Raw genomic sequence first — 16,909 nt, 5'->3', positions numbered from 1 at the left:
CAGCGCCGGGCATGCTGCCTGTGGCTTCAACAACGCCTACGCCAATCGCAGATCCCGCAACATATCGAGGACGTGTTGCGTGGAACGCTCGACGTGCCCCGCACGATGGGCAATGCCGAGCCGACGCCACAACGCCGGCCGCAGCGGACGCATGACAATGCGCGGGTCGGGGGACGGCGCAGTCGCCTCGTGGGGCAGGAGGGCGGCGCCATAACCTGCCGCAACCAGACTCTTGATCGCGTCGTTGTAGTTGAGCTCGATACGTGCCGCTGGGTGATATCCCCCGGTGGCGAACCACTCGGTCGTCAGGCGCGAAAGACGCGTGGTCGCGTCATTGAGAATGAGAGGTTGGGCCGCCAGCCATTCAGGCGTGACGTGGGCAGGGCAATGCCAATGGGCCGGCACAAAGGCCATCACGGGGTCGCGCCTCCACGGCTTGATCACCAGCCCAGCCACCGGGGGCTGGGGCAGTGCGACCAGCCCGACGTCCAGCGTCCCATCCGCCAGCCGCGACAACGTTTCATGTGAAGTCAGCACTGCAACCTGAATGTCGATAGCGGGGTGGTGTTGGCGCAGCACCTCGAGCGCTTGCGGCAACAGGTGCGCGATCGCGCCCGTCGATGCACCCAGCCTTACGCGCCCTTCGAGCCCCTGTACCTGGCGTTGGATGTCGTCCAGCGCCTTTTCGGCATCGGCCAGCAGCCGACGCGCGCGTTCCACCAGCACCTCTCCAATTGCCGACGGCCTGACGTGTCCGCGCTTCCGCGACAGGAGGGGCGCCCCAATGCGGTCTTCAAGTTCAGCGATGTGGAGGCTGACGGTTGGGGGCGCCAGGTGCAGTGCCCGTGCCGCTTCGGCAAACGAGCCACGGTCTGCAATGGCAACCAGGGTGCGCAAGCGGTCCAGACTGATCTCTCGCATGTCGGCGTCCAGATTCAGAAAAACTGAATGTAAAAGTTGTGAAATGCAACTTTCTATATTGTAGCGGTGCGCGGAATATAGGGGCTCGTTATTCGTTATTCGTTCTCCTTACAACCGAAAGTTTGCGGAGTATTTCAGCTATGAGCTCTCCCGTTGTTTTCATCGACGGCGACCAAGGCACTACCGGTTTGCTGATCCACGAACGGTTGCGTAACCGGACCGACATCGAACTGGTTACGCTTGCCGCTGCGGAGCGCAAAGACCTGCGGCGGCGCGCGGAAGCGATCAACGCCTGCGACATCGCCATCCTCTGTTTGCCGGATGCTGCCGCGCGGGAGGCGGTGGCGACTATTGTCAATCCTGCGGTTCGCGTCATCGACGCAAGCTCCGCCCACCGTACACAGCCGGACTGGACTTACGGATTTCCGGAGATGGCGGCGGGGCAGGCCGAGCGCATTGCCAACGCACGTCGGGTCACCAACCCCGGTTGCTATCCGACCGGTGCGATCGGGCTGCTGCATCCGTTGGTGCAAGCCGGGCTCATACCGGACGATTACCCCATCAGCATTCATGCGGTGTCCGGCTACTCCGGACGCGGGCGCGCCGGTGTGGAGGAATATGAGGGCCCCGGAGCCGCCAACGCGCCCTCCTTCCAGGTATATGGGCTGGAACTCGCGCACAAGCACACGCCGGAGATCCGGCAGTACGCCGGGCTCGCGCAGCCTCCCATTTTCGTCCCTGCATACGGAGCGTTCCGCCAGGGCATCGTACTGACAGTGCCACTGGCGCTACGGCTGCTGGCACCCGGCGTGAATGGCGCGACGCTACACGCTTGCCTGGCGCGCCACTACGCCGATGCAGACCACGTACACGTCGCTCCGCTGGAGGAATCGAGTGTCTTGAAGCATCTGGATCCCCAGGCGCTAAACGGTACGAATGACATGCGCTTGAGCGTATTTCCTGGCTCGGAGCACGGGCACGTCCTTCTGTCTGCGGTGTTCGATAATCTGGGAAAGGGTGCCTCCGGCGCCGCGATTCAAAACCTGGACCTGATGCTCGCGACATGAGTCGGATTGCGCGTTAAGTCAGTTGATGGCGTTGAGATGTGATGGCAAGCCCATCCGGAACTTGCCGTCGCCACGCTTCAGCCTTGCATAGGCTTCTGCCGCCCGCTCCAGCGGCATCGTCTCGATGCGGGGGCGGGCATCGACCAGTAGGCTGAAATCCGGCGTGCGTTTGCATTCGCACGGCGTTCCAGTCAACGAACCAAGTCATGCATGCATCATGTTCCGGCCAATTCAGAATGTCCTCATCATTGTCCAGTGGGTTCTGAGATGTCACTCCGTCCGCTAATTAGAAATGTCAGTCCGGGCGTGCTTTTTGTGCGGGGTGGGATGTTTGTTGTGGGGGGGCTGTCGGGCGGTGGCACTGGCCGGCAGCACCTGAGGCTGGAGCAGGGTGGGGGCCGTCGGGTCCCACCATCGCCCGCTCCAGATCGAGCCGGTTGATCAGCCGCTGGCGCTTGACGTTCGGCGCGGCCTGCACCGCGCGCGGCGGGCCGCCCGACAGCGTGCGCGACGGCCCCGCCTGATGCCGGTTATCGCGCAGCGCCTGCACGCGCGCCGCGATCGCCAGCACATGGCCGAGCCGCTTGTTCTCGACGATCGCCCCCTGGTCGATCTCCGGGAACCGGTGATACGTGGTGAAGGGCAGGGACGCGCCATTGGCCCACAGCTCGATCCCCCCGTCCGGATACTCGGCCACCTCGATGTAGCGGTGGATCAGCCGACGGTGCTCCGGGCGGTCCTCCAGCAGGTACATGGTCTTGTCGTACTGCAGTGTCAGGCTCTGCGAGACCTTGCGCCATTCGCGCCAGCTGAAGATCCGTGCCAGATCCTCGTCGTCGCGGCGAAGCTGGGAGCCTACGGGATAACAGAGGTGACATCTCTAATCATCGCAAAGGTGACATTACTTATATGGTCGCCTCCCTTTTGCAAGGGATATCGTCGGCGGCGAGCAGGGTAGTTGCGGACTTATATCCGGACTCGATCGCAGGGGAGATCCCCTGCCGGCCCCGATGGATTTCGCCGCAGAGATTCCTAATCTAAAAAGCGGACTCGAGATCCGAGTAATGTCTCAGGCTTAGCTCTGCGCGGTCCAACCTGTCTTGCCATCGTGATATCAACCTTTGCAACTTTGAAAAGTGTTATGACAACCGTTGTGGAGCTCAAGCAGGCATTCGCGGTGCCACGGGCACCTGATACGTGCGCCCATATGCCAGGAGGGCCCAGATAATCCTCGCCATCTTGTTGGCTAGTGCTACGGCGACGATGTTTGTGGGTCGTCGTGCAAGCATGGACTTGAGATGTTCAGGTAAATGTCGTGCGCTTGAGATCACGGCTCGCGCGCCGTGGATCAACAAGGTGCGCAGGTACACATCTCCACGTTTGCTGATGCCGCTGAGTTTGACCTTGCCGCCGGAGCCATTCTGTCGAGGCACGAGTCCAAGGTAGGCCGCGAACTCTCGCCCGGACTTGAAGCTCTGAGCATTCCCGATGACGGCCACCGCAGCTGTGGCCGTCAGTAAGCCGACGCCGGGTATCTCGGAGATACGGCGGCATGCTTCGTCACTTCGGCGCCACGCCGTAATACGTTGCTCGATTCGTGCAATTTGCTCGTCGAGCGTGAGCAGACGGGAGAGTTGGTCTTGCAAGCTGTCTACCAGCATCGCAGGTAACTGCGCGGCCAATTCAGCCAGGGCGACCTCGGCTGCAGCGACCCCTGCGCAGCGGCCTTGAGGAAGGACGATACCGAATTCGTAGAGCAATCCGCGTAGCTGGTTGACCTGCATGACCCGGAAGCGGACAAGTTGCTGACGCATGCGATGAAGCGCGAGCATGGCTTGTTGTTCCTCGGTCTTGATCGCCACAAAGCGCATTCCTGGTCGTTGGGCTGCTTCCCAGATTGCAGCTGCATCAGCACGGTCGTTCTTGTTGGACTTGACGAAGGGACGGACGAACTGTGCAGCGATTAACCTGACGTCGTGGCCGAAAGATGCGAACTTGCGCGCCCAATAGTGGGCACTGCCACAAGCTTCCATCACGACCCGTGACGGTGGGAGGTTCGCAAAGTACGGTAGCAACTGAGCGCGCTTGATCGGTTTGCTACGGATGGTGCCGCTGTCAGGCTCGACAAAATGAACCTGAAAGATGTGCTTGGCCAGGTCGATAGCTACTATGGTCGGTTCCATTTGGATCCTCCTAGGCGGGGGTTGCTGCGACAGAGTTAGCACTGTGGCCATAGGGACTCAGCCAACTGAGAACGGTGCCCAATCACGATTGGCGATCCACTGAGGCGGGAGGCGACCATTCCATCTAATAATGGCCAACATCATTTTATTTATAATATAGATTATGTTAAATAATGGATAAAACAAAACTCCCTCCGTGGGCCAATTCGCAGCCTGTTATCAGCCCGCGATCACACCCCCAAATCCCCATATCCTTCGATCACCACGATATCCGCCTGCGAGTACGGCGCGCGGAGCGCGATCAGGCTCTGGTATTCGGGCGATCGGTAGCACTCCAGCGCCCTGGCGTAGCTCTCGAACTCGATCACAACGATACGCGAGCGCGGTGCGCCTTCCACCACTGATTTTTCGCCGTTTCTGACCAGGAACCGGGCGCCGTATTTGTCGAATACCGCCTTGTTGCCCGTGATGTAGCCCTGATAGCCGGTGGCATCGGCGATGTCTACGGCGGCCACCCAGTAACCCTTTTTCATGCCTGTCCCCTTGCTTCAGTCAATTTGAATGACTCTGACAGCACCGGCCGCGTCGCGCGGGTCGGCACATCACTATAGTTCGGCACATGGGGCGCGCAAAACGTTATAGGGCCGTCCGGATGATTTGAACAAGGAGTCGGCATGGTCACAAATGGAAGCGCGGGCCGCACGGGCGGCGCAGGCAAGCTAGATATCACGGCTTTCGCTTTCGTGGCCGGATATACGGACGTAATCGGATTCATCGCGTTGGCGGGCTTGTTCACGGCGCATGTGACCGGCAACCTGATCATGATCGGCGTGGAATCGGTAGGCAGTACCGAGGGACTGTTTCTGAAGGTGCTGGCGCTGCCGGTCTTTGTTGGCGTGGTCGCACTGGTCCGATTGACTGAGAAGCGTTTGATCCAGCGGGATCGCGATGCGGCAGTGCCGCTGGTTGCCGTAGAGAGCCTGCTGCTGGCGGCGTTTGCTAGCGTTGGCTTGCGGATGCAGGCGCTGGGCGCCGGGACGGACTCGCATCTGGCGATGCTGGCCGGTTTGCTGGCCGTGGCGGCCATGGCGATCCAGAACGCGTTGTCGCGCACGTCGCTGGCGGATCTTGGCCCGACCACGATCATGACAGGCAACAGCACGCAGGTGGTTATCGATCTGGTGGACCTGTTTTCCGCTCCGCCGGAGTCGCGCGGCGCGATTCGTGCCAGGCTCGGCAAGATGGTGCCCAGCGTGCTGTCCTTCGCAGTCGGGGCGATTCTGGGCGCGCTGGCCTACACCCGGGTCGGCTATGCCGCCGTGGCATTGCCCATTGTCGTCCTTGTGGTCATCTGCGTCCGGCGCGCCCGATCACGTACGGCGGTGCCGGCCCGTTGATCTGCCCTCGCCCGGCGCGATATGGCGCCCGCCAGCTTACTTTTGCGCGCAAGGCCGTGTATAAGTCGTTTTCATTTGACGCGGAATCAAGAATGAAGACGACCGTCGACGAACTGCTGGCCTTCGCGGCCGTCGTGGATACCGGCTCGATCACCGCCGCGGCCGAGCAACTGGCCCTGACCGTGTCGGCCACCAGCCGTACGCTGAGCCGGCTCGAAGAAAAGCTCCAGACCACCCTGCTGCGCCGGACCACGCGCCGACTCGAACTGACCGAGGAAGGCGCCGCCTTCCTGCAGCATGCACGGGCCATCCTGTCCATGATGGACGAGGCCGAAGAGCAGATGGCGGCCCGCCGCATGCGTCCGTTCGGACGGCTGCGCGTCGACGCCGCCACGCCCTTCATGCTCCATGTGATCGTGCCGCTGGTGGAAGGCTTCCGCGAGCGCTATCCCGAGGTGGAACTGGAGCTGAACTCGAACGAAGGCATCATCGACCTGCTCGAAAAGCGGACCGATGTGGCCTTCCGCATCGGCGCGCTGAAGGATTCCACGCTGCATGCGCGTCCCATCGGCACCAGCCGCATCCGTATCCTGGCCAGCCCCGATTATCTGAAGCGGCACGGCACGCCGACCAAGGTGGAGCAACTTGCCGGCCATGCGCTGCTGGGCTTTACGCAGCCCGATTCGCTCAACGACTGGCCGCTGCGCGATGGCGACGGCGACACCATCCGTATCAAGCCGACCATTGCTTCGTCCAGCGGTGAGACGTTGCGCAGCCTGGCACTGGCTGGACAGGGCATCGTCTGCCTGTCCGATTTCATGACCCGCGCCGACCGCGAGGCTGGCCGACTGGTGCCGTTGCTTGCCAGGCAGACGCTCGACGCGCGCCAGTCGATCAATGCGGTCTACTACCGCAACACCACCCTCGCCTCGCGCATTACCTGCTTTGTCGACCACGTGGTCAGCGTGCTGGGCAGCAAGCCGTTTGACGAGCCGTCCTGACAGAAAACACTGCGCGGCACCTGACGCCTACGCACAGTGTTTGCGCGCGAAATGATCCCGGATGACGCCGGTGACTGCTAGGTGACGGGTGCTTTCCAGCAGGCCCACGCGGCGCGCCATGGGCTTGCCGGGCAGTGGCAGCAGGCATAACCCGACGTCGCGATGCCAGCCAAAATGATGGAGAACTGGCGCGATGGCCACGCCAGCCTGCTGTCGGACAAGCTCCACGATGGCCGGCAAGGAGTTCATTTCGACGAGGTCGTTGGGCCGCACGCCGCTGCGCCGCAGGAACTGGTCGATCCATGCCCCGGTGGTCATGCCACGATCCAGGCGGATGAACGGCTGCCTGCGCAGAATGTCCAGCGCGTCCATGCCCGGCGCCGCCACACTGGCGCCGGCAATCAGCATCAGCGGCTCCTCGTACAGATGGGTCCAGATGGCTGCGCGTCCGTCCGGCCGGACCGTCTCCACCAGGATCGCGGCGTCCAGGTCGCCGTCGATCACCCGGCCATACAGATCGGCCTGTCGCCCGTTCTCGATGCGAATGTCCAGCGATGGATACGGCGCCTTCAGGTCCACCACGCTCGTGGCCAGCGCACCCATGGCTGACACGATCGCGCCGATCGTGACCGTGCCGGCGATCTCTTCGCCGCTTGGCGGCCCGGCCAGCATATCCTCGTAGTCATCCACCAGTCGCCGGGCGCGCGCCACCAGCGCCAGTCCTGCCGGGGTGAACGTCACGGCGCGCCCTGCCCGGTTGAACAGCGGCCGCTTGAACAGGTCTTCCATGGCCTTCATTTTCGCCCCGACCGCAGCCGGGGTCAGGGCCACGCGTTCCGCGGCAGCGGCGAACGAGCCAAGCTCGGACACGGCCAGGAACGTCTTGAGCATGCGGATGGTGCTCATCGGATGGCTTCAGAATGAAAAGCTGAATCATAAAACTTTTCTTTAGGATGACTAAGAAAGCATCTGTTTGTCTTTTAGTGCGGCTTCATCAAGAATGCATGTGCCCGGCGCGAGGCACGGGCTACATCAAAAATGAGCGAGACAATCCCCGATGCCGTCCCCTACCCCTTCCAAGACTGACACACCCGCCCCGACATCCCGGGCGCCCATGACCGCCATGAAGGCGCTGGCGCTGGGCATGCTGGCGCTCACCCCTGCGGCGCACGCCGCCAGCGCCTGTGAGTCGCTGGGCGAAATCAGCCTGCCTGGCGTGAAGCTGACGGCCATGGCCGATCAGCCGGCAGGTACGCTGAAGCTGCCGAACGGGCACCAGGTCGAGAACCTGCCCGCTTTCTGCCGTGTGTCGGGCCGCCTTGCGCCGACTGTGGATTCTGATATTGGCTTCGAGCTCTGGATGCCGCCTGCGGGCGAGTGGAATGGCAAGACGATGGTGGTCGGCAATGGCGGCTATGTCGGGACGATCCGTTACGACGAACTGGAGCCGGCCGTGCGACGTGGTTACGCGGTGATCTCCAGCGATAGCGGCCACGAAGACAAGGCCGGCTATCGGAACGAGAACCTGAACTGGGGCGTTGGCCACCCCGAGAAGATTGCCGACTGGGCCTATCGCTCGGTCCACGCCGCGGCCATGGCGTCGCGCGTGCTGGTCAAGGCCTACCAGCAGCGCGAAGCGTCGCACGCGTACTACTTCGGCTGTTCCACCGGGGGCGGCCAAGGCCTGGCGGCCGCGCAGCGCTATCCCGAGGACTTCGACGGCATCATTGCTGGCGCGCCGGGCAACAACCGCACGGCGCTCAATGCGGGCTTTTTGTGGATGGCCACGCAGAACATGAAAACTGAGGCCGGCTATATCCCGCCCTCGAAGCTGCCGGCGATCAATCGAGCGGCAGTTGCGGCCTGCGACGCCAAAGACGGCGTCAAGGACGGTCTGATCGGCGATCCGGCCCAATGCCACTTCGACCCGAAGGTGCTGCAGTGCAAGGGCAACGCGGACAGCGATGACTGCCTGACATCGGCACAGGCGGACACACTCAAGCGCCTCTACGCCGGGGCGCGCAATCCGCGTACGGGCGCGCAGATCTATCCGGGCTGGCCGGTCGGCAGCGAGTCAGGCTACCTGGGTGGTTGGGGCTATTCGATCAAGGGACCAGAGGCGTTCCGCACCGAGTTCTTCCGCGACTGGGTCTTCCAGGACGCCAAGTGGGACTGGCGCAGCTTCGACTGGGACCGCGACATGGCGGCCGTGCAGCAACGCGTCGGGCCGCTGGTCGATTCGGTGAACCCAGACCTGAGCCGTTTCAAACAGCGCGGCGGCAAGCTGATCGTTTATCACGGCCTGGCCGACCCGATCGGCAATGCCTATGACACGATCCACTACTACCAGGCCGTGAGCCGCACCGTTGCCGGCACGCCGGACTTCGCCCGCCTCTTCCTGTCGCCCGGCATGGGCCATTGTCGCGGCGGCGTGGGTCCGAACACGTTCGATGCCATCGGCGCGCTCGAAGCCTGGATCGAAAAGGGTCAGGCGCCGGACCAGATCCTGGCGGCGGCCAAGGGGTTGGAGAGCAAGACCGGTGGCCTGGCCACTGCCGCCCAGGTGACCGAAGGTTCGAGCCGGACGCGGCCACTGTGCGCCTGGCCGAAGCAGGCCAGATACAAGGGCACCGGCAGCGTTGACGACGCGTCCAGCTTTGTCTGCGCCAGAGTGGCTTCGCGCAAATAGCGGAGGATGACGGCCGGGCGGCACCGCCCGGCTGCCTAGGACTCGGCGCCCTTGCCTCCCGGTCGCATGGTTGCGCTCTCAAGCAACTGTTCGTGGATAAACGAGTACAGCAGCAACGATTCCCGCTCGCCGTACGCGTCAAAAGCCACGCCCACATGGTGGAACGGCTCGGTGGCATCGGCGTCGGGATCTTCGCGCGTCCAGCCCTCGATCGACAGCCGCTTCTTCAAGCCCGCCGCTCGCAGCGTGAATTCCAGCCGCACCTGCTGGCCCGGCGTGCCGAACTGGCTCGATGCCGTGGAAATCGACGCGCCGCCGGTGCTCAGGTCGGTAATCAGCACGGTCTGCGGCGCCGGCTGGCCCTCCGCCAGCGACAGCGATGCCACCAGCCGCACGGGCACGCGGATGCTGCCACGCAATTCCCGGGCCTCCAGATGCCGGATGTCGTCGAGCATCCAGTACGGGAACGGCGTACGCGACGTGGCCTGCACGCGGGCCGAGAAGCTGTGGATATTGGTGCCGGAGAACCCGCGAAATAGCACGGTCTCGCCGTCGTCGATCTCGGCCGCAATGCCGGCCAGGCTCGGCCAGCCGATGAACGCGGCACCATCGTTGAAGCCGATCAGGCGACTGACCGCCGCGCGGTTGGCATCGCCGGGCCGCTTGACGTGCAACAGTGTGCCAACCAGCAGGCCATAGCGGTCGTGCCAGGCGGCATTGGGCGCGTCGGCCCGCAGCGGCGCGAGGTCGTCGGCCCAGAAGCAGCGGCCGCCCTGTAGCGCAAGTGTGCGCTCCTCGGCCGTATTGAAAACGGTCCCCTCGTCGGCGACGGGAAAATTAAGCTCGTCGACCAGGGCCGATTTGAGCGGATTGCCCAGCTCGATATCGTCAGCCTGTACTTCCCTGCGCATGGGTCGCCCTTTCCGATTTGGCATTTTTCAGCCGCCACTTTAAATTTTCTTTGCGCCTTGGACAATCCCGATTCGGCGCTGCTATATTGACGTGACCATTTTCCGGCCCGTCCATGCCATCCTGCCCATGGCACGCTTGCCTCGCCTGCTTTCGCTCGCTGCATTGGTCGTCCCGCTATATGGCTGCGCGGGCGCGCCGGCCGTGCCCCTCTTCGGTGCCTATTTTCCGCTCTGGCTTTTGAGCGCACTGGTCGGCATCGCCGGTGCCCTGATAGCCTGGCGGATATTCGTGACAACCGGTTGGGCGGAAACCATCCGCTGGCAGCTGCTGGTCAATACGGCAATCGGGCTGATGATTGCCGAAATCGTCTGGTTAATCGGCACGGGGCATTTTCCATGAAAATGGCAGGTATTAGCCGGCCTCCGCTGCGCGGCAAACTGATTACCCTGGCAATTGTCCTGCTCGCGGTGCTGCTTTCCGTCTACGCGTGGCAGCGCACGGTCCGCTACCCTTCCACCGACGATGCCGCGCTCGATGCCGACTTCGTGCACGTGGCCTCGCCGGTCGGCGGCCGCATCGCCCGCATCCTGGTTACCGAAAACCAGCATGTCGCCAGGAACCAGATCCTGTTCGAGATCGATCCTGTGCCGTACCGCCTGGTTCTGGCCCAGGCGCAGGCAGACCTGGAGCTAGCAAAAGCCATGCTGGGCACGCGCCGCCGGTCGATCGGCACGGAGCGCGGCACGGCATCGATGGCGTCGGAACAGATTGCCCGCGCCGAGCAGAACTACGCGCTGACGGCGCGTACCGTGGAGCGATTGCGTCCGCTGGCCGCCGAGGGCTATGTCCCGAAGCAGCAGCTTGACCAGGCCGAGGTGGCATGGCGCGACGCGGCCGTGACCCTGAAGCAGGCGCAGCTGCAGCGCGCCACGACGGCGCAGGCCGTGGGGAGCGACGACGATGCCCTGGCCACCGTGCAGGCGCGCGAGGCCGCCCTGGCCATCGCCCAGCGTGCGCTGGACGACACCGTGGTCCGCGCCCCGCACGCCGGTCGCGTCAGCAGCCTGCGGTCGCTGTCGGGAGAGGTCGTGATCCCGAACCAGTCGCTGTTCCTGCTGGTCGATACCGGCGAATGGTTCGCGGTGGCCAATTTCCGCGAAACCGAACTGGCCAGTATCCATGTGGGCGACTGTGCCACCGTCTATTCGATGATCGACCGGCGCCACGCACTGCGCGGCACGGTGCAAGGCATCGGCGTGGGGATTACCGATACGGATCGGCTCAACCTGCCGCGCGCCCTGCCCTACGTGCAGCCGTCGGTGAACTGGGTGCGCGTGGCGCACCGCTTCCCGGTGCGGATCAAGCTCGTTGAGCCGCCTGAAACGCTGGCCCGTGTGGGTGCCAGCGCAACGGTCGAGGTGCGGCATGGCGCGGCCTGCCGCTGAGCCATCGCGCCTTGGCCTGGCCGATATGGGCGCCCTGCTGGCGCCGTTCCCGGGGCGCGCCGCCGCCGCCACGCGCATTGCGGCGGCCAGCACGCTGACCGCCTTGATCGCGGCGATCTATGGCACGCCCGAAGCGGCCATTTCGGCCTACGTGATCTTCTTTATCAATCGCGCCGACCGTACCAGCAGCATCGTGATGAGCGTGGGCATGCTGGTGCTGGTCAGCGTGATCGTGGGGCTGGTGATCATGCTGGCGGGGTTCACGCTCGACAGCGCCCTGCTGCGTGTCGCGTGCATGGCTGTCGTGTCTGCCGGGTTGCTGTTCCTGACCTCGGCCAGCAAGCTGCGGCCGGTGGGCGCCATCGTGGCCATGATTATCGGCTTCGGGCTCGATGAACTTGGCCTGGTGCCCGGTGGCGAGGTCGCTACCCGGGCGCTGCTTTACGCCTGGCTGATGGTGGCCATTCCGATCGCGGCCAATGTGGTGGTCAATCTGCTGATGGGCCCGTCGCCGCGCCGCCTGGCCGGGGCGCGCCTGGCGCACTGCGTGCGGGTGGCGACGCAAGGCTTGCGAGAACCCGACGCCGACGGTGCAGCCGTCGCCAGGGCGTTGCGCGATGGCGTGCAGCCCGTGGCCGGCTGGCTGAAGCTGGCCAGGTTCGAGGGCAGCGCCAATGTGGCCGATGTCGTGGCGTTGCAGCAGGCGATGACGTCGACCATGGCGATCCTGATGGCGGCCGACGTGGCCTGCCGGCAGGTCAGCGCCCGGTTGCCGGCCACGTTTGCCAATCCGCTCGCCGAAACGCTCAAAGCCATGGCGCAGATGCTCGATGCCGGCGGCTATCCGGTGGAAATCGCCGTGACGCTGCCCGACGCGGCCGGCCTTTCCCCGTTGCAGCAATCGGTCGTGGGCGAACTGCGCCATGCCATTACGCACTATGCCGAGCCCGCTGGTAAGCCCGATGCTGAGCCACACACTGAGCCCGTTGCGACCCCCTCCGGCGCCGACCACTATGTGGCCGACAAGAAGCCAGGCGGCTTTCTCGATGCCGATGCCTTCACCAACCGCTCGCACATCCACTACGCCCTGAAGACCACCGGCGCGGCCATGGTCTGCTATTTGCTGTACCAGCAGCTCGACTGGCCGGGCATCCATACCTGCTTTATCACCGTCTATCTGGTGTCGCTGGGCACGGCGGCGGAATCGGTCGAAAAGCTTACTCTCCGGTTGGCGGGCTGCCTGATCGGGGCGGCGCTGGGTACGGCGGCGATCGTCTTGATCGTTCCGGCGCTCGATTCGGTGGGCGGCTTCCTGGCACTGGTGTTCGTGGGCACCGGGCTGTCGGCGTGGGTGGCCATGGGATCGCCGCGCATTGCCTACGCGGGCTATCAGATCGCGTTCGCGTTCTATCTCTGCGTGATCCAGGGGCCGGCGCCAGGATTCGACCTGACCATTGCCCGCGACCGCGTGATCGGCATCCTGATCGGCAACCTCGTGGTCTATCTGGTGTTCACGCGTATCTGGCCGGTCAGTATCGCCAGCCGTATCGAGGGCGCCCTGAGCGCGTTGGTCACCCAGTGGCAGGAACTGGTGGCCGCCCGGCAACCGGGCCAGCGGCGCCAGCACGCCGCCACGGCGCTGGGATTGCAGGGGTCGATCGCGCAGGACCTGGCGCTGGCCCGCTACGAACCCGCGACGGTAGGCCCCGGACCGGCGTGGATCGACCAGCACCGGCAGCGGCTGGGTGTGCTCGATGCCGTGGCCGGCCCGCTATTCCTGCTGGCCGAGCGGTTTCCGGGAGATCCCGATGTGGCCGCACGGCTGCATGCCATGAAGACGGCGGCGGCGCCGTCAGCGGCCTCTCCGACCCCTCCGACCCAGCCGATACCACTAGAAAACGAGGCCGAGGCCCGAACGCGCGATGCCTTGATGGCCATTGTCGACAAACAGCTGGCCGACTCGCCGTCCGGGCCCGCCCATCCCCCCGCTTCGCATGGATAGACCTGATTCGCTGGCACGCCTGCCGATAGGCCACGCGCTGCTCGTCACGACCGCGCTGGCGCTGTCCGGCTGCGCCACATCGGCGCTGGACCTGGCCCCGCCGCAGGCCGACCGCCCGTGGCAGCCGCAGACCTCAGCCACCGGAGAGATCGTGGCCGGCGCCGCCAGCCGGCCCGCCCCGCAAGGTCGGTCGCCCGACTACACGCTGCCGGCCAATTCGGCGCTGGCGACCATTGCCCCGCCTGCCCAACTCGACGCCACGCACCCGTACACGCTGGCCGATCTGATCGACCTGGCCGAATCGTCGAACCCGCTCACACGGGTGGCCTGGAACGATGCCCGCAACGCGGCGCTGGCCACCGGCATCGCCCGGAGTACGTATTTGCCGCAGATTTCCGTGGCGGCGATGGGCGGCTGGCAGAACGGCCGGCTATCCAGCAACACGGCATTGGGCACGGCCGGTGTGGATGCGTCGCATCATGGCGCCATTTCGGTCGTGTCGCTGCAATGGCTGCTGTTCGATTTCGGCGAGCGGGCGGGCTTGGTGGAAGCGGCCGAACAGGCCACGGTGGCGGCCAACATCGCCTTTACGGCCATGCATCAGCGCATCATTCACGACGTCAGCGTGGCGTACTACCGCTATCAGGCCGCGCGTTCGCGCAGCGCCACAGTCGATCAGGCCATGGCGAATGCCGATGCGGTGATGACGGCGGCCAAGGCACGCTATGCGCGTGGCGTGGGGACGGTGGTGGAAGTGGCACAGGCTACACAGAACCGCGCCCAGACCAAACTGGCCATGGTGCAGGCGCAAGGCGCGGAGACCGATGCCTACCTGGGGCTGGTCACGGCCATCGGCATCTCGCCGATGTCGAAGCCGCGTATCGCCGAGATGCCGGTCAGGCCGTTGTCGCCGGCTTTGCGCAGTTCGGTCGAGCAGATCGTGGAACGCGCGATTGCACAGCGGCCCGACGTGCTGAGCGCCTACGCGCTGGAACGCGCCAACCAGGCCCGTGTCAAGGCGGCCGAGGCGGCCTTCCTGCCCAAAGTCTTCATGTCGGCGTTTGCGTCGTATGCGTCGGGCGGGTCGGCCATCACCGCAATTCCGTCGGTCGGCCAGCAGCCGCCCACCGTCAACCTCAATGGCTATCGGTACGGCAACAGCGTGTTCCTGGGGGTGACGCTGCCGATCTACGACGGTGGCATGCGTTCGGCGGTGCTGGCGCAGGCGCGCAACGACGTGGACAGCGCGTCGGCCAAGCTGACTCGGGCCAAGGAGGAATCGGTGCGTCAGGTGGTGGTCAGCCAGAGTGCACTGGAATCTAGCCTGGCCGTCTACGACGCCGCCCGGGCCCTGTCCGATGCCGCGCAAATCACCTATGACGCGGCCTTCGCCGCCTATCGCAAGGGCGTGGGCACCGTGACCGAAGCCAACCTGGCGCAAAACCAGTTGCTGCTGGCGCGCAATGCATCGGCCGATGCCTACAGCGCCGCGCTGGCTGCCGCCGCCACGTTGGCGCTGGCGGCTGGCGACATCGGCAAGACGCCCTAGCCGGCCGCACACCGCGCCTAGCCTCCGAACGCATCCTCCATCTGCCGCGCGCGCTTGACGCTGTCGCCGTGCAGGTACAGCGACGTGGTCGAGACCGACGCATGGCGCAGGTTGTCGCGCACCGTGGTCAGTTCCGCCCCGCGGGCCAGCGCATGGGTGGCATGGGTGTGGCGCAGCCAGTGCGGGCTGGCGCGGCGCAGTTTTTCTGCGGTGGCCGGGCGCTCGGCATCGAGCTGGTCGGCGGCCGTGCCAAAGAACCGCTTGATGATCATCCACAGCCGGGCGCCGGTGATGCCGCCGCTTTCGTCCGGGCCCAGATTGCCGACGATCAGCGTGGATGGATCCCACTGCGCACGCGTCACCGGCAGGCCGCGCTCTACCAGATAGCGATCCAGCGCGTTACGGGCCAGCGGCGGCAGCGCGACCCGGCCGGCCTTGGCGCCTTTGCCGACCAGGTGCAGCCAGTGGTCACCGTGGATATCGGTTTCGATATTGCGTAGCGTCGCGCCCACCAGTTCGCTGGCGCGCAGGCCCGTGGCATAGGTGAAATCCAGGATGAAGCGCAGCCGTTGCGCAGCCGGGGCTTCCCAACCGTACGACCATTCCAGCCCGTCGGCGATGCTGCGGGTCAGCATCCATTCGCCTTCGGAGAACGCGTGCGACACGTCAAGCGCGGCCGACTTGGCGCCGCCCCGCACCTTGAGGCCGGCAAACGGGTTCGCCAGCACATAGCGCTGCTGGACCAGCCACCGGAACAGCGCACCCAGCACCTGGAGCGTATAGGCGGCCGAGCGCGGCGACAGCGCGTCGGTGAACGGTTTCCAGTCCGGTGCGCTCCGTGGACGCGCCGGCCCTACCCACCGCTCGCGCGGCGACGGCTGCCGCAGGAAATTGCGGTACGCGGTGGCGTCCTCGGTGGTCAGCGACGACAACGGCCGGCCTTTCTCGATGATTGCCCACAGAATCAGCCGCTCGGCCTCCTTGCGATAGGCCCGCTGTGTGGCGGGTGATTCGTGCAGCCCCAGCCACGCCTGCACGGCGGCGTAGTCGTTGTCGGCGTTGAGCGAAGAGGTTTCGCGCGGTGCCCGGAACTGACCCTGCGATCCGTCTACTTCATGGGGCAGGTGGCCCATCTGCTCCCACGGCACGATGGCGCCGCGTGGTTCCGTGGCGATCAGCGCGCGGGCGCGGGCCGTCAGCTCCGGCCAATCCGCAAAAAACGCCTCGATCCGGCGGGCGCCGTTGACGCCCAAGCCGGGGATTGTGGCCCACCACTGGCGGCGGCGCGGGATGCGAACGGTCAGGTCGGCCAGCGTGTGGATGTCCTGCGCGCGCAGCGCGGCCACGGCGCCCGGCGTCAGCCACATGCCGATGTCGTCGGCAATGGCCGGTGCGGGCGGCGGCATGGTGCGCAGCGTCGCGATGGCCTGGTCTGCCGCCCTGCCCTGCTGCGGGCGATCCGCTGCCGCGAATTCAAACAGGACAGCCAGGTCCTCGCGGCGCCGGTAGCGCGCATAGGCGGCCAGTTCTCGGCGAATCCCCCCCAGGATGCCGCGCGACGACTGGCCGTGCGCCCGGTCGGCGTCCAGATATTGCGTAACGGCTGCCCGTGTCGACATGCCGGCATGCCACGCGCGCAGCGCGGCAAGGGAGTCGGCATCGGGAAAGGCGTACGGTTGGGATGGGCGGTTTTTCATGCGGCGAAGTTTAGCATCCGCGTGAACATATTGCGATAAGAAAAGT

Annotated in this window: 16 protein-coding genes; 8 read left to right on the top strand and 8 right to left on the bottom strand. The window is 65.0% G+C overall.

Translation table 11 applies throughout. From position 1 onward, the window contains the following. Positions 1–36: 36 nt before the first annotated feature. Positions 37–921: a LysR family transcriptional regulator gene (locus CYJ10_RS28420; protein ID WP_101684770.1), complete on the bottom strand. Its 885-nt coding sequence runs from the start codon at positions 919–921 to the stop codon at positions 37–39. A 140-nt stretch (positions 922–1,061) separates the two neighbouring features. On the opposite strand from CYJ10_RS28420, the gene argC reads away from it, so the two are divergent. Continuing rightward, positions 1,062–1,988 (top strand): N-acetyl-gamma-glutamyl-phosphate reductase, encoded by a 927-nt coding sequence (argC, locus tag CYJ10_RS28415; RefSeq protein ID WP_101684769.1) that lies wholly within the window; start codon positions 1,062–1,064, stop codon positions 1,986–1,988. 18 nt (positions 1,989–2,006) lie between these two features. Here argC and CYJ10_RS34300 read toward each other — a convergent pair whose 3' ends face one another. From CYJ10_RS34300 to CYJ10_RS28400, 4 genes are all read right to left on the bottom strand, one after another. After that, complete coding sequence (locus CYJ10_RS34300) at positions 2,007–2,183, bottom strand: hypothetical protein (RefSeq protein ID WP_180863090.1); 177 nt, start codon at positions 2,181–2,183, stop codon at positions 2,007–2,009. 100 nt (positions 2,184–2,283) lie between these two features. Further along, positions 2,284–2,742, bottom strand: coding sequence for a hypothetical protein (locus CYJ10_RS28410; RefSeq protein WP_180863089.1), 459 nt, complete (start codon positions 2,740–2,742; stop codon positions 2,284–2,286). Positions 2,743–3,148: 406 nt separating this feature from the next. Continuing rightward, a complete protein-coding gene (locus tag CYJ10_RS28405; RefSeq protein WP_101684768.1) occupies positions 3,149–4,171 on the bottom strand; it encodes an IS110 family transposase in 1,023 nt (340 codons plus the stop codon). Between the two features lie 230 nt (positions 4,172–4,401). Continuing rightward, positions 4,402–4,704, bottom strand: a complete 303-nt coding sequence (locus CYJ10_RS28400) for a DUF1330 domain-containing protein (protein WP_101684767.1) — start codon at positions 4,702–4,704, stop codon at positions 4,402–4,404. Between the two features lie 141 nt (positions 4,705–4,845). On the opposite strand from CYJ10_RS28400, the gene CYJ10_RS28395 reads away from it, so the two are divergent. Further along, positions 4,846–5,568 carry a YoaK family protein gene (locus tag CYJ10_RS28395; protein ID WP_101684766.1) on the top strand — a complete coding sequence of 241 codons (723 nt, stop codon included), beginning with the start codon at positions 4,846–4,848 and terminating at the stop codon, positions 5,566–5,568. 92 nt (positions 5,569–5,660) lie between these two features. Continuing rightward, positions 5,661–6,569: a LysR family transcriptional regulator gene (locus CYJ10_RS28390; RefSeq protein ID WP_101684765.1), complete on the top strand. Its 909-nt coding sequence runs from the start codon at positions 5,661–5,663 to the stop codon at positions 6,567–6,569. Between the two features lie 27 nt (positions 6,570–6,596). Here CYJ10_RS28390 and CYJ10_RS28385 read toward each other — a convergent pair whose 3' ends face one another. Further along, positions 6,597–7,475: a LysR family transcriptional regulator gene (locus tag CYJ10_RS28385; protein WP_101684764.1), complete on the bottom strand. Its 879-nt coding sequence runs from the start codon at positions 7,473–7,475 to the stop codon at positions 6,597–6,599. Between the two features lie 208 nt (positions 7,476–7,683). Here CYJ10_RS28385 and CYJ10_RS28380 point away from each other — a divergent pair, with 208 nt between their 5' ends. Further along, on the top strand, positions 7,684–9,258 hold the full coding sequence (locus CYJ10_RS28380) for a tannase/feruloyl esterase family alpha/beta hydrolase (RefSeq protein ID WP_180863088.1): 1,575 nt from the start codon (positions 7,684–7,686) through the stop codon (positions 9,256–9,258). A gap of 35 nt (positions 9,259–9,293) precedes the next feature. On the opposite strand, the gene CYJ10_RS28375 is transcribed toward CYJ10_RS28380, so the two are convergent. Then, positions 9,294–10,169: a flagellar brake domain-containing protein gene (locus CYJ10_RS28375; RefSeq protein WP_101684762.1), complete on the bottom strand. Its 876-nt coding sequence runs from the start codon at positions 10,167–10,169 to the stop codon at positions 9,294–9,296. Between the two features lie 127 nt (positions 10,170–10,296). Between CYJ10_RS28375 and CYJ10_RS28370 the strand changes: the two genes are divergently transcribed. From CYJ10_RS28370 to CYJ10_RS28355, 4 genes are read left to right on the top strand one after another with little or no spacing between them, the layout of a single operon-like run. After that, positions 10,297–10,569, top strand: a complete 273-nt coding sequence (locus tag CYJ10_RS28370) for a hypothetical protein (RefSeq protein ID WP_101684806.1) — start codon at positions 10,297–10,299, stop codon at positions 10,567–10,569. Further along, positions 10,566–11,615, top strand: a complete 1,050-nt coding sequence (gene mdtN, locus CYJ10_RS28365; protein ID WP_101684761.1) for a multidrug transporter subunit MdtN — start codon at positions 10,566–10,568, stop codon at positions 11,613–11,615. Before CYJ10_RS28370 ends, mdtN begins: the two co-directional genes overlap by 4 nt. Further along, positions 11,596–13,617 (top strand): FUSC family protein, encoded by a 2,022-nt coding sequence (locus CYJ10_RS28360; RefSeq protein ID WP_101684760.1) that lies wholly within the window; start codon positions 11,596–11,598, stop codon positions 13,615–13,617. Before mdtN ends, CYJ10_RS28360 begins: the two co-directional genes overlap by 20 nt. Further along, the gene (locus CYJ10_RS28355) at positions 13,610–15,166 is read left to right on the top strand and encodes a TolC family protein (protein ID WP_101684759.1); all 1,557 of its coding nucleotides are present in this window, start codon (positions 13,610–13,612) and stop codon (positions 15,164–15,166) included. Before CYJ10_RS28360 ends, CYJ10_RS28355 begins: the two co-directional genes overlap by 8 nt. Positions 15,167–15,183: 17 nt before the next feature. On the opposite strand, the gene CYJ10_RS28350 is transcribed toward CYJ10_RS28355, so the two are convergent. Then, positions 15,184–16,863 (bottom strand): site-specific integrase, encoded by a 1,680-nt coding sequence (locus CYJ10_RS28350; RefSeq protein WP_101684758.1) that lies wholly within the window; start codon positions 16,861–16,863, stop codon positions 15,184–15,186. Positions 16,864–16,909 lie beyond the last annotated feature (46 nt).

It is taken from the genome of Cupriavidus pauculus (assembly GCF_002858765.1).
Taxonomy (GTDB): Bacteria; Pseudomonadota; Gammaproteobacteria; order Burkholderiales; family Burkholderiaceae; genus Cupriavidus; species Cupriavidus pauculus_B.
Note: the sequence above shows the minus strand (reverse complement) of the source record. Positions and strands in the feature narration are given on the sequence as shown.